Origin of the sequence: Cellulomonas humilata, from assembly GCF_013359775.1 — a bacterium.
In the GTDB taxonomy this organism is placed as follows: domain Bacteria; phylum Actinomycetota; class Actinomycetes; order Actinomycetales; family Cellulomonadaceae; genus Cellulomonas; species Cellulomonas humilata.
In genome coordinates, this window is record NZ_JABMCI010000067.1 from 193,333 (window position 1) to 206,928 (window position 13,596).

Genomic DNA, 13,596 nt, shown 5'->3' on the forward strand with positions numbered 1-13,596 from the left:
CGCCGCCGTTTCCCCGGCGCCCGTTGCGTTTGGAGCTCACGCGTGATCGTCTCGAGTGCCCTGCTGAAAGACCTGCGAGGCCAGCTCAAGCTGGTGGAGGCCGACCTGCGCAAGCAAGCGGAAGATGCCGAGGTCGCGTGGTCGGGCGAGCTCCGCGAGCAGTTCGACTACGCGACCGCCGCAGGCCGCACGGGCCTGACCTGGTCGGCGTGGCGCGACGGCGAGATCTCCCAGGCAGCGGTGGCGTGGCTGATCGCGGCGACGTTCATCCGCTTCTGCGAGGACAACGACTTGCTCGAGGGAGCGGTCGCCGACGGGCAGATTCCCGCGCCGTGGATCGCCGGTCCTACAGGCACGCCGACCGGCTCACGTGTCGCGCGCGCCGTCGAGCACCAGACCGGCTACTTCACCGATCACCCTGCTCGCAACGATCGGCATTGGTGGCGGGAAGCCTTCTCGGTGCTGGCAAACCTGCCGGCGGGCAAGTCGCTGGTCGACCCGGCCCACAACCCGGTGTGGCGCGCCGACATCTCCCCGGAGGCCGCGCGCGGACTGCTTGAGTTCTTCCGGCGGACCGACGAGGCAGGAGCGCTCAACCACGACTTCACGGACGCAGACTTGGACACGCGCTTCCTGGGGGACCTCTACCAGGACCTGTCCGAGTACGCGAAGAAGACGTTCGCCCTGTTGCAGACGCCGGTGTTCGTCGAGGAGTTCATCCTGGACCGCACCCTCGAACCGGCCATCGCCGAGTTCGGGCTCAAGGACTTCAAGATGATCGACCCGACCTGCGGCTCGGGCCACTTTTTGCTCGGCGCCTTCGACCGCCTCCTCGCGCATTGGACCGACGAGGCCCCGGCTCTCGATCGCCGAGAACGTGTTCAGCGGGCTCTCGATTCTGTCCATGGTGTTGACCTCAACCCGTTTGCGGTTGCGATCGCTCGGTTTCGGCTGACGGTCAGCGCGCTCCGAGCGTCCGGCGAACGATCGTTCGTTGGCGCACCGGCTTACGGATTCCGCCTGGCAATCGGTGATTCGCTGTTGGGCGAGCAGGGAACTCAAGGGGATCTGCTCGCTAGCGAGGACGCATTTGCTTATGCCACGGAGGATCTGGGCGACTATAAAGGAATCCTGACGCCTGGTCAGTATCACGCGGTGGTAGGCAATCCGCCCTACATTACGCCGAAGGACAAGGCGCTCGCGGATCGGTATCGACTTGCATACCCCACTTGTCACAGACAGTACGCGCTATCGGTGCCGTTCATGGAGCTCTTCTTCCGCCTGGCTGCCCGAGAAGACCCGATCCGATCGGCGGGGTACGTCGGTCAAATCACCGCGAACTCGTTCATGAAGCGCGAGTTTGGACGGAAGCTGATCGAAGAGTTTCTCTCCGGTCGAGATTTTAGCAATCCGGTTGATCTGGAGCTCGTGGCAGACACGTCAGGCGCGTATATTCCTGGACATGGAACTCCGACGGTCATCCTTGTGGGACGCAGACGGCGACCCGTTTCTGGTTCAATCAAGACTGTGATGGGCATTCGTGGTGAGCCTGGACAGCCGACCGAACCTGCGCGAGGACTGGTCTGGTCAGAACTGGTGGCGAACGTGCAATCGGATCACTTCGAAGGCAAGTTCGTGACGGTTGCGGCCACTCCGCGTGATCAATTCGCACGGCATCCTTGGTCGCTATCTGGGGGCGGAGCCGGAGCGCTCAAGGAGGCGATTGATCGTCGGCCTGACCAGTTGGGTGCGCGGGTCGATCGCATAGGGTTCTTCGGTGACTCACACGCAGACGAGGCATTCTTCGCCGACAGATTGCCCGCCCAATTGGGCATTCAGAAGGAGGTTCGCCGGGCAACCCGAGGTGAACTGGTTCGCGACTACTCTGCGGAGTTCTCAGAGTCCGCGATCTTTCCGTACGACGAGTTTCACGAACTGCTAAGTGCGGAATTGCTGTCGGATGCAGTGAATCGCTTGCTGTGGCAGCGTCGAACAACACTGTGGTCGCGTCGGGTCTTTTCGGGGCAAACCTATCGGGAGGCTGGAAAGGCGTTCTACGAATGGCACCAGCTTCCGCAAGCAGGCGCAAGTCGATCCATCACGTTTGCGTTTGTGGCTACACATAATCATTTTGTGTTGGATCGTGGTGGTAAGGTTTTTAATCGGTCGGCACCCGTGATCAAGTTGCCGGCTTTGGCGACGGAGGAGGATCACCTCAACCTCCTCGCGATCCTCAACACCAGCACCGCATGCTTCTGGCTCAAGCAGGTATCCCACAGTAAGGGAAGTCAATCCGGAACCGGTGGGTTCATGCACGACGAGTGGGAGGAGTTCTACGAATTCACAGGCACCAAGCTTGAAAGATTTCCCCTGCCTGTTACTAATCTCATGGCATTTGGTAAGAAATTGGATGACCTGGCCCGAGCGCTTGATGATGGAGAACCCGATGCGCTCTTGGCTCGAAATACTGCATCCTCACAAGTCGGGATGCTCGATGAGAGTCGTCGTAGTTGGTTGGCCGTACTCGAGGAGATGGTCTTTCAACAGGAAGAGCTCGATTGGGCCGCCTACAGCGCCTTCGGACTCGTCGACGGCAACCTGACCTATGCCGGTGCGGGGCTCGCAGGCCTTGCACTTGGCGAGCGCGCATTCGAGATCCAACTTGCCCGACGGAACGAGTCTGGCGCGGACGAGTCCACTTGGTTCGTCCGCCACGGAAGCACTCCGATCACCGGCCTCCCCACTTCTTGGCCAGCGGACTACCGCGACGTTGTCGAGAGGCGCTTGGCGCTGATCGCGTCGGACCCGTTCATCGGCTTGCTCGAGCGGCCCGAGTACAAGCGACGGTGGGCGACGCGCGGTTGGGACACGCTTGAGAAGGATGCCGTGACCGCGGCGGTGCTCGACCGGCTCGAGCAGGCGGAGCTGTGGCGCGATGCGTCGGGTCCCGTGACACGGTCGGTCGCCGAGCTGGCTGACCTGCTCCGCGACGACCAGGTGCTTATCGATCTTCTGGAGCGCCTCGTGGGCGGTGCGGAGGTCGACGTCGTCCCTGCGTTGGAGCGGCTGATCGCGGAGGAGGCCGTTCCCTACCTTGCCGCGCTGCGCTACAAGCCGTCCGGGGTGGAGAAGTTCCGCGAGTGGCAGCACGTCTGGGACCTCCAGCGTGAGGAGGACCGCATCGATGTCGGTGGTCCAGGGACAAAGCCGACGATCGCAGTTCCGCCCAAGTTCGGTCAGGTCGATTTCGTCAGGACCGCCTACTGGAAGGCGCGCGGCAAGCTCGACGTGCCGAAGGAGCGGTTCATCGTGTACCCACGCGTGACGCGGACCGGCGAAGGTTCGACGGTGCTCGGGTGGGCGGGCTGGAACTACGCGGAGCAGGGATTGGCTCTCGCGCGCCTCGTCGGTGATGCCAAGGCTGCAGGCGCAACCCACGACACGGTGATCCCGTTGCTCGCGGGTCTTGCCGAGGTCGAGCCGTGGGTCGCGCAGTGGCACCACGAGATCGACCCGGCGTTCGGCACGAGCCCGGCCGCAGCAGTCAGCGGCTTCCTCGACGGAGAGCTGCACGAGTACGGCGTCACCCGCGATGGCGTGACGGCATGGACCCCACCGGCGGTCACCCGTGGCCGCCCCCGGAAGGACGCCTGATGAGCCAGACCACCCCGCTGCGGGATGTCCTTGACATCCCCACGCACGTCGCGGCGGCCGACTTTGTCCTCCAGCTGCACGCCGGCGTCGAGGCTGCCGACCGGACGCTGGGGGAGTACATCGTCACGGATGCGATCGCGAAGTCGTTCGACTCGGCGTTGGGACTGGTCGGGAGCGCGGTCAATTCGGGAGCGCCCAAGGGTGCGTTCGTCCATGGCTCGTTCGGGTCCGGCAAGTCGCACTTCATGGCGGTGCTCCATCTCCTGCTGACGGGGAACGCGACGGCGCGGGCCCTGCCTCGTCTCCAGGAAGTCGTCGCCAAGCACGAAGCGACCCTGACCAAGCGGTACCTCGCTGTCGACTACCACCTGCTGGGGAAGAAGTCGCTGGAGGAAGCGTTGTTCGGCGGGTACCTCGCCGAGGTGAAACGTCGCCACCCGGATAAGGCCCTGCCGGTTCTGCACAAGTCCGACTCGTTGCTGGCGGATGCGCGCGGCCTGCGTGCCGACTTCGGGGACGGGGCCTTCTTCACACGACTGAATGAGGGTGTGGCCGCCCCGGCCGGCGGAGGGTTCGGATCGAGGGTTGCCGCCGGAGGCGCCTGGACCCCTGAGTCCTTTGATGCAGCAGCCGCTGCAGGGCCCACCGACAAGCAGCGACTGGCACTCGTCTCCAAGCTGCGGGAGACGTTCTTCACCGCATCGGTCGACAGCGGTGAATGGCTGGAGATCTCCGACGGACTGCAGGCGATGACGGATCACACCCGCTCGCTCGGGTACGACGGTCTCGTCCTCTTTCTCGACGAGCTCGTCCTCTGGTTGGCCCAGCGGCTTGCGGATCCGACGTTCATCGCCACCGAGGTGGGCAAGGTCTCCAAGCTCGTCGAGACGGAGTCCGCGTCACTTGCCGTGCCGATCATCTCGTTCGTCGCGCGTCAGCGTGACCTGAAGGACTTCATTGGCGACGCTGGTGTGGGTGCCGAGAAGCAGGGCATCGCCCAGAATTTCGGCTTCTTCGAGGGCCGCTTCGACTCCATCACGCTCGCCGCGGCGGACCTGCCGAAGATCGTCCACCAGCGGATCCTGCAGCCGACGAGCGAGCATGCAGCGGGCGAGCTCCGCTCGGCGCTCGGGCAGATCAAGGCGAACCGCGCGGCCTGGTCGGCGTTGCTGACGGATGACGCGAACGCCGACGAGCGCGCGTTCGAGCTCGTGTACCCATTTTCGCCCGCCCTCATCGATGCGCTGGTTGCACTCTCGTCCCTGCTGCAGCGCGAGCGCACGGCGCTCAAGGTGCTCTCCGAGCTGCTGTGCCGGGGACGCGATGAGCTCGTGGTGACCGACGTGATCCCTGTCGGCGACCTGTTCGACATCGTCGTCCTCGAGCAGAAGGCGCTTGCGTCCGAGATGGAGCAGCGGTTCGAGGTGGCCCGTCGGTTCTACCGCGACCGGCTGCGTCCGCACCTGCTGGCCGAGCACGGGCTGACCGAGGAGGCCGCCGCGGACCTGCCGCGCACGCACCCGTTCCGCAACCATGACCGGCTCGCCAAGACGCTGCTCGTCGCGGAGATCGTCCCGGAGGCCAGTTCCCTGAAGAACCTGACCGCAGGGCGCCTCGCGGCGCTGAACTTCGGGTCGGTCCGTGCGATGCTCCCCGGCCAGGAGGCGACTCAGGTCCTGCAGATGGTCAAGGGTTGGTCGAGCCACTTCGGCGAGATCCGCGTCGGCACCGGCCAGGACCCGATCATCACGCTGACCTTGTCGGGCGTGGACTACGAGTCGGTCGTCGAGCGCGTCGCCGCCGAGGACAAGGCGGAGACCCGGCGGCGCCTCATCCGGGACATCCTGGGCACGGCGCTCGACCTCCCCGCACAAGAAGGCCTGCTGACCGATCGGCTGTACCACCACGTCTGGCGCGGATCGCGGCGTGACGTGGAGGTCATGTTCGCCAACGTCCGCGACTCGAACGTGCGAGATGACCAGCTGCGCGCGAACGCAGGCCGCTGGAAGCTCGTCATCGACTACCCGTTCGACGAGGCGGACTTCTTCCCCTCCGACGACTTCGCACGCCTCGACCGGCTCAAGTCCGAGGGGCTCGAGTCGGACACCGTTGCCTGGATCCCGTACTTCTTCACCGCGGAGCGGATGAACGCCGTTGGCCGGCTGGTCCTGCTGGAGTACCTCCTCACCGGCGACCGGTTCGACCAGAACGCAGATCACCTCGCGGTCCTGGAACGCCCACAGGCGCGACGCACACTCGAGACGCAGCGTGAGTCCCTCCGAGCGGACCTCGGGGAGGCGCTCCTGCAGGCGTATGGCATTCACGCGCCCCGAGAGTCCGACGTCGACGCGGGTAAGTCGGAACACCGCATCTTTGCGACGCTGCGCGCGGGGCTGCAGATCAGTAAGCCCAACGCCGCGACGTTGCGCGAGGGCCTCGCCAAGGTGCTCGACGAGGCGTATGCCGACCAGTACCCCATGCACCCACGCTTCGAGCCCAGCGCGTCCGAGGTCAAGCGGAGCGAGGTCACTACCGTTCTCGCCGCAGTCCGGCAGGCCATCTCCACGCCAGCCGGCCGTCTCGACGCGCTCGACCGCCCTCGTGCGCAGGTGCTTCGTCGCGTGACCATGCCCCTCGGACTGGGCGAGGCGCACGAGAATGTCTTCGCCATCTCGCAGGCGACGTTCCGCTGGTGGGGAGAGATCACGCAGTCCGTGGCGACTGCCGCCGCAGTGAACGGCGCGATCCGTGTCGGCGATATTCGGTCCGGGCTGTCGGGCTTCGGCATGGCACGCGACGTCGAAGATCTGCTCATCCTGACGTGGGCGGCTCTCGACGACCGGGAATACCGGCGGCACGGGGGTCGGTTGCCCGAGCCCGCCATCGGGGCACTTCCCGACGATGTCGAGATGTCCTCGCCGACCTTGCCGGACGAGGGGGAGTGGGCGGCGGCAGTCGCCCGCGCGGCGTCGCTCTTCGGAATCTCGGGCGAGCACCGCCGGTCGGCTCCCGCTGTGCAGCGGCTGGCCGCCAAAATCCGCGAAACGGCACGAGGTTTCGCTGCCCCCAACGAGCAACTCGTCGACGCACTGCTCCGACACGGGCCCGAGCTCGGCATCGACGTTGCCGGAGCGAACGCTCGCTTACAGACCGCCGAACGCGGGCGCGACCTTATCGTCGTGCTTAGTTCTCACGGTGACGACACGGACTTGCTCGTTGCTCTCGCTCGCGCGGACGTGCCGACCGAGGTCCAGCCGTTGGCGAAGTCGATGGCCTCCGCAGGTGAGGTGGCGAAAGCCATCTCCGGCGTCCGTTGGGACCAGGTTCGCGCTGCCACCAAGTTGCTTGGTGGCGGCGAGATTCTCGACCGCGTGCACGGTGCGGCCCGGGCGGAGGAACTGCACGCGCCGCTCGCACCGGCACTGCTGGCTGCGGGCGCGGACGCGGACTCTCTTGTCCTCGCGGAACTGGAGCAGGTTCGTCGCGAACGCGAGGAGCGGGAACGGCTCGAACATGAGCGGCTCGAACGTGAGCGGCTCGAAAATGAGCGGCTCGAACGGGAGCGCCTGGCTCGCGAGGCAGAAGAGCGCCATCGGCGGGAGCAGGGCGGATCGGGGGAATCCCATCGACCAATCACCGATCCCGATCACGTTGACCTCGTCGTCGAGGGCGCAGGGTCGGTGGATATTGACCGCGTGCGACGCGGCGTTGCGCAGTTTGCACAAGACCACCCGGGCAAGACGATCCGGGTCACATGGAGCGTCGTGGAATGAGTGTGGACAGCAGTCGCCGGATTCGCCCTGCCGATGCGGGCTATGTCCGGCAACGAGCGGCCGCGTTGGTCGAGCGCGCGTCCGAGCGAGTCGAGATTCTTCGCGCCGCTCCCGTGTGGGACGGGCCTGAAGCCCTCGTCGAGGCGGGATTCACTGTCCGTGTGCGAGCTTGCGTCTCAGCGTTGGCGGTGCTGGATGCGTACGAGCAGCTCGGTGCGGAGGACTACCTCGTCGTGCTGACGGACCGGGACGCCCATGATCTTGGCGACACGATCCTGCTTCGGGCGCGAGGTCACCGACCGCACGTCATCGATCCGTGGTCGGCGGTCCCCGAGATGTTCGGCGCACGAACCGCTGATCGGGACCTTCGTGCGCGGGGCTCATGGGTGCCCGAGGCCCTGCTCAGCCAGCGGCCGTCCCCTGGATGGCCGGCGGCTCCGGCCGGGACAGTGACCGAGGCCCACGCCCTGAGCAATCTGCTCTCCCACGTGTTGGGCATGCGGTTGCCGACGACCCTCGACGAGGGGAGCTTGCTCCTGCGGCTCGACACCCCCGAGGGGCGGCTGGCGTGGCAGTCGACGTCGCCCACGCTCCGCGATGGGCTCGCGGGCTGGGCCGGCGACGGCCTCGGCGCTGCGGCCGAGCTCGCTCTGCGCATCGCCGCGGCCCAGCAGGTTTCGGTCTGCGGGGTAGGCCTCGCGCTCGACGTCGTCTGGCCGCGTCCTGAAGATCACGCGGTGGTGACGGAGGACCAGAAGGCGGCGCGCATTCGCGCGGAGGCGAAGATTCACCCTGCCGCCAACGGGATCAGGTCGCGCGCCCTAGCCGATGCGGCCAGGTTGATCGCCACCCGCCACGAAGACTCCGGCGATGCGGCGTTGGGTGTCGCGCTCGACGCAGCGGAAGCCGTCCTCGGCGACCTTCAATGGGCCGACGGTGCCGAACGAAGTGACTGGTTGGCCACCGGGCTCCGAGCGCGGCTGCGGCATCTGACCGAGCACATCCGCGCCAATCTTTTGATGAACCCGGCCGGGGCTGGTCCCGAGAGCCAGTTGGCAGAGCTGCTCGAACACCGGCTCGCGCGCAGGAATGCGCGGGAGATCGTCGCCGCGCAGATGGCCGTGCGGCTGGTTCGGTGGCTTGGCTCACCGGACGGCGCCGGGCGCCCGCCGGCCGGCTCCCTGACAGAGGCGCTCCACATCCAGGTCGACGATGGCGCGTGGGTTGATCATGCCCTCGCCGCCGTGCACACGGGCTCGGCATTCCCCGAGGTCGCGCTGGTCTACGGAGAACTCGTTACGCGTGTTCGCGGGCAGCGACGCGAGCGTGACGCGATGGCGGCGGCCCTGCTCGCTCGTGCAACGGCCGATGACCAACCCCTCGACGACGTCGTTCCCCTCGAAGACCTGCGCCAGCGGGTCGTGGTTCCCGTGGCCAAGGCCACAGGCACGCTCGTTGTCGTCGTAGATGGAATGTCCGCGGCCGTCGCAACCGAGATCGTCGACTCGGGGCTCGCGCGGACGTGGACCGAGTTGCTCCCAGCCAACTCTGCACGCCGGGCCGTTGGGCTCGCCGTGCTGCCGAGCATGACCACGTACTCACGGACCTCGCTGTTCGCCGGTGCGTTGCAGACGGGCACGCAAGACGCCGAGAAGAAGCGGTGGCGCGACGATCTCGGTGCCGCGATCTTCCACAAGGAACAGCTGCAGACGGTGGCTGGCGCCATGCTCCCCGCGAGCCTGGTCGAGGCGCTCGAGGGACCGGACCGCGTCATCGGCGTCGTGCTGAACACCGTCGACGACGCGCTCAAGAGCGCCGACCCGGGCGGGACAGCATGGACCGACGAGACAGTCCGCTACCTGGCGCCGCTGCTCAACGCGGCGTACATCGCCGGCCGCACCGTCATCCTGACCTCCGACCACGGGCACGTGATCGAACGCGGCGGGGCGCTGCGCAACTACGCCGGCTCGGATGCACGCTGGCGTACCGCCGACTCCGTCGCGGCGGATGGCGAGGTGTTGGTGGCGGGACGCCGCGTTCTTACTCCCGGCGGTCGCGCGGTACTGGCGTGGGATGAGGACATCCGCTTCGGGAAGCGGTCCGCCGGTTACCACGGCGGGGCGAGCCTTGCCGAGATCACCGTGCCGATCATCGTTCTGGCCCCTACGCCCGATGCCGAGATCGCGGGATGGCGCGCGGGGCCACCGCAGATGCCGAGCTGGTGGAACGACCCAGTCATCGCTCGTCCGGATCCGTCGGTGGGTGGCAGGCGCGCTCTTCGAGCCGGCCCAGTGGTCGTGTCGGACCCGCCGGCCGCACGATCAAGCAAGTTGCGCCGGGACGCTGAGGATGCCGGGCAGGGAATGCTCGGCTTCGACGTTGCCGACCCTGTCACGCCCAAACCCGTTGATGCGGAGTCCGCGCTGGTGGACGCACTCCTACAGTCCCCGACTTACGCGGAGCAGCGTCGGCACAGCGGTCGCCACCCTCTCGACGACGGCGTCGTGCAAGCTTTCGTGCTCGGTGCGATTCGACGCGGTGGGCGAGCGCATCGATACACCCTTGCGGCAGAGGCAGGGGTGGCAACGCCGCTTGTGGCGGGGACGATCGTGAGTCTCCGTCGGCTCCTGAATGTGGACATGTACCCCGTCATCAAGGAGGACGAGGACGGAGTCACCCTCGTGCTCGACGCGGCGCTCCTCCGTCAGCAGTTCGACCTGGGATCCTGACGCCGTGGTCGTCATCAGCCCCCGTCGCCGTTCCGAAGTCATCGACGCACTCCGTCGTGGCACCGTGCCCCAACAGGGGCTTGACGTGCTTGCCGTCGGCCTGGAGAAGTTCGAATCCGCAATCGACGGCGAGCTCACGACCGTCGCCAACGGCGGCGGTCAGTTCAAGGCGGTTCGCGGCGAGTACGGCTCAGGCAAGACCTTCTTCACTCGCTGGCTCGTGGAGCGCGCTAAGCGTGAACGCTTTGCCGCCGCGGAGATTCAGATCTCCGAGACAGAGACCCCGCTGCACAAGCTCGAGACCGTGTATCGCCGCCTCGTCGAGAGCCTGTCGACTGCCGAGGCGCCTCCAAGTGCACTGCGGGACGTTGTCGACGGCTGGTTCCACGTCCTGACCGAGGACGTCATCGCGACCGGCACGGTGGACCCCTCTGATGCGACAGCACTCGAGCGCGCGACCGACGAGCTGATGGAACTGCGTCTCGCCGGCGTCAGTCGCACTGCACCCGCGTTTGCCACAGTGCTCCGTGGCTATCGACGTGCTCGGGCCGAGGGGGACGCGGTTCAGGCAGAGGGTTTGTTGGCGTGGTTGGGCGGTCAACCGCACGTCGCGGCATCGGTGCGACGTGCCGCGGGAGTGCGCGGGGAGCTGGACCATTTCGGCGCACTCGGATTCCTTCAGGGGCTGCTGACGGTCCTGCGGGACTCCGACTACCGAGGTCTGGTCGTCGTGCTGGACGAGGTCGAGACCTTGCAGCGAGTGCGCTCCGACGTCCGCGAGAAGTCGCTGAACGCGTTGCGCCAGCTCATCGACGAAGTCGACGGTGGCCGGTTCCCCGGCCTCTATCTGGTGATGACCGGGACGCCTGCGTTCTTCGATGGACAGCAGGGCGTGCAGCGCCTCGCTCCTCTGGCGCAGCGGCTTGCCGTGGACTTCGACACCGATGCGCGGTTCGACAACCCGCGGGCTGTCCAGATTCGGCTTCCCGGCTTCACGCCCGACTCGTTGCGGTCGCTCGGCATGCGGGTGCGCGACATCTACGCCGCGGGCGCAACGTCGCCCGACCGGATCGAGACGGTGGTCGACGACCGGTACATCGAGCTGCTCGCAGGTGCGGTTGCGGGGGAGCTCGGCGGCCGCGTCGGTGTCGCCCCCAGACTGTTCCTCAAGAAGCTGGTAGGCGATGTGCTCGACCGGGTCGATCAGTTCGCCGACTTCGACCCTCGCCAGCACTACAAGCTCACCATCTCGGGCTCCGAGCTGACCGAGACCGAGCTCGAAGCGAGCCACCTGGGCGATGCGCGCGCGGCGATCCGCACCGCACCTGCGAGCGTCGACGACATCGACCTCGATCTGTGAGCTCCGCGTGAGCGAGACGGGGCTGGACTCGGCGCTCGAGTACCACATCGTCAACACCCTCGGGTGGCCCGCCCTGCGCCCTTTGCAGCGGGCAGCGGTGCGGCCGGTGCTCTCGGGGGCCGACACGCTGCTCGTCGCTCCGACAGCGGGAGGCAAGACCGAAGCGGCAATGTTTCCCCTGCTCAGCAGGATGATCGCCGAAGAGTGGACGGGCACCTCGATCATCTATGTGACACCCCTGCGTGCCCTCCTCAACAATCTGCACCCACGCCTCGAGGCGTACGCCGGGTGGCTCGGCCGAACAGTCGGACTCTGGCACGGTGACGTCGGTGACGGCGCCCGGCGCAAGATCCGATCGGAGCGGCCCGACATCTTGTTGACCACGCCGGAGTCCCTCGAGGCGATGCTGGTCTCCCGGCGCACCGACCACCGGATCATGTTCGCGAACGTTCGCGCTGTCGTCGTAGACGAGCTCCACGCATTCGCGGGTGCGGACCGCGGATGGCACCTGCTCGCGGTCCTCGAACGCATCCAGCGCATCGCGAATGCACCGCTGCAGCGCATCGGGCTTTCCGCCACCGTGGGCAACCCTGCCGACATGATCACGTGGCTGCGGGGGAGCAGTGAGTCGTCTGCATCGCGGCCACCGGGAGTGTTCGTCGACATCCCACCTGCTGCAGACGCGCCCGCCGCCCAGATCACGCTCGACTACGTCGGCTCGCTGACCAACGCAGCCGTGCTGCTCTCGCAGATGTTCCGCGGCGAGAAGCGTCTCGTCTTCTGCGAAGCGCGCGCTCAGGCCGAGGAGCTGGCGTTCGAGCTCCGGGAGCGTGGAGTCACCACGTACGTCTCGCACTCATCGCTCTCGGTCGACGAACGACGGCTTAGCGAGCGGGCCTTTGCCGACGCGCACGACTGCGTCATCGTCGCGACCTCCACCCTCGAGCTCGGCATCGACATCGGCGACCTCGACCGCGTGATCCAGATCGACGCACCCCGAACTGTCGCATCGCTGCTGCAGCGCCTTGGGCGTACCGGTCGACGTCCAGGGTCGGTGCGCAACATGCTCGTCGTCGCCACGAGCAGTGACGCTTTGCTTCGTGCTGCCGGGCTCCTGCTTCTCTGGGGACGGGGGTACGTCGAGCCGGTCGAGCCGCCGCCGTCCCCAAGGCATCTGGCAGCACAGCAGTTCCTTGCGCTCGCGCTCCAAGAAGGGCGGTTCGGCCCGAGCACGTGGCGGCGATGGTGGGGTGACAGTGAGGTCATGGCCGACGGCGACGTCGTGCTGGACTACCTGCGCGCCGAAGAGTTCTTGGTCGAGGACGAAGGCATCTGCTTCATGGGTCCGCGCGCGGAGAGGGAGTTCGGGCGGCGGCACTTCATGGATCTGCTCGCGACGTTCACGGCCGACCTGGAGCTGCGAGTTCTTGCCGGAACGAAGGAGATCGGCTTCGTCTCGCCGCTTTCGGTCGGGAGCCATGCCCCGGGCGCCGAGTCGCGACTGCTCTTGTCCGGGTACGCATGGTTTATCGAGCACGTCGACTGGGAGAAGCACACAGTTTTCGTCCGGCCGGAGCCGGAGAAGGGGGTCTCGCGGTGGTCGGGCGGAGCAGTGTCCGAGTCGTTTGCCTTGAGCCGAGCTCAACGCGACGTGCTGCTTGGCGCAGATCCCCGCGTCACGCTCTCCAAGAGGGCCGTGGACCGACTTGCGTCCGTGCGTGAGGAGGAGCTCTGGACCGTTGACCGCGGCGGGCTCGTGCTGGAGCGTCGCGGACCGCGGAGCCGGTTGTGGACCTGGGCGGGCCGGCGGGCGAACGAGACCATCGTCGGCGCACTCGGCATCGCCGCCGACGCCGCGTCGAACAACCCGTACATCGATATGCCGGCCGAGATCGGCCCCGCCGAGCTGCGGGCTGCGGACATCTCCACGGCGCTGCCGGTAATCAGCCCCGAGGCCATCGAGGGGTTGAAATTCTCAGCAGCACTGCCCGCGGATCTCGCTCGTGCCACGCTCGCCGAGCGATTCGTCGATCGTCCCGGCGCCCTCGACGTTGTCCGTTCGTCGATCGTCGTCCTGTGA

The 13,596-nt window shown here is 66.8% G+C and carries 5 protein-coding genes; all 5 read left to right on the forward strand.

What is annotated here, in order from left to right; genetic code table 11:
- Positions 1–42 precede the first annotated feature (42 nt).
- From pglX to HP550_RS14520, 5 genes are read left to right on the forward strand one after another with little or no spacing between them, the layout of a single operon-like run.
- Complete coding sequence (pglX, locus tag HP550_RS14500) at positions 43–3,654, forward strand: BREX-2 system adenine-specific DNA-methyltransferase PglX (RefSeq protein ID WP_175348383.1); 3,612 nt, start codon at positions 43–45, stop codon at positions 3,652–3,654.
- A complete protein-coding gene (locus HP550_RS14505; RefSeq protein WP_175348384.1) occupies positions 3,654–7,427 on the forward strand; it encodes a BREX-2 system ATPase PglY family protein in 3,774 nt (1,257 codons plus the stop codon). Before pglX ends, HP550_RS14505 begins: the two co-directional genes overlap by 1 nt.
- On the forward strand, positions 7,424–10,156 hold the full coding sequence (gene pglZ / locus HP550_RS14510; protein ID WP_175348385.1) for a BREX-2 system phosphatase PglZ: 2,733 nt from the start codon (positions 7,424–7,426) through the stop codon (positions 10,154–10,156). Before HP550_RS14505 ends, pglZ begins: the two co-directional genes overlap by 4 nt.
- A 4-nt stretch (positions 10,157–10,160) precedes the next feature.
- The gene (gene brxD, locus HP550_RS14515) at positions 10,161–11,516 is read left to right on the forward strand and encodes a BREX system ATP-binding protein BrxD (protein WP_210768106.1); all 1,356 of its coding nucleotides are present in this window, start codon (positions 10,161–10,163) and stop codon (positions 11,514–11,516) included.
- Between the two features lie 7 nt (positions 11,517–11,523).
- Entirely contained in the window at positions 11,524–13,596 is a 2,073-nt protein-coding gene (locus HP550_RS14520) for a DEAD/DEAH box helicase (protein ID WP_210768107.1), read from the forward strand.

What these genes read in the sequence shown, in the direction of transcription:
- HP550_RS14505 (WP_175348384.1), top strand. Translation starts at nt 3,654, where the DNA reads ATGAGCCAGACCACCCCGCTGCGGGATGTCCTTGACATCCCCACGCAC.
- pglZ (WP_175348385.1), top strand. Translation starts at nt 7,424, where the DNA reads ATGAGTGTGGACAGCAGTCGCCGGATTCGCCCTGCCGATGCGGGCTAT.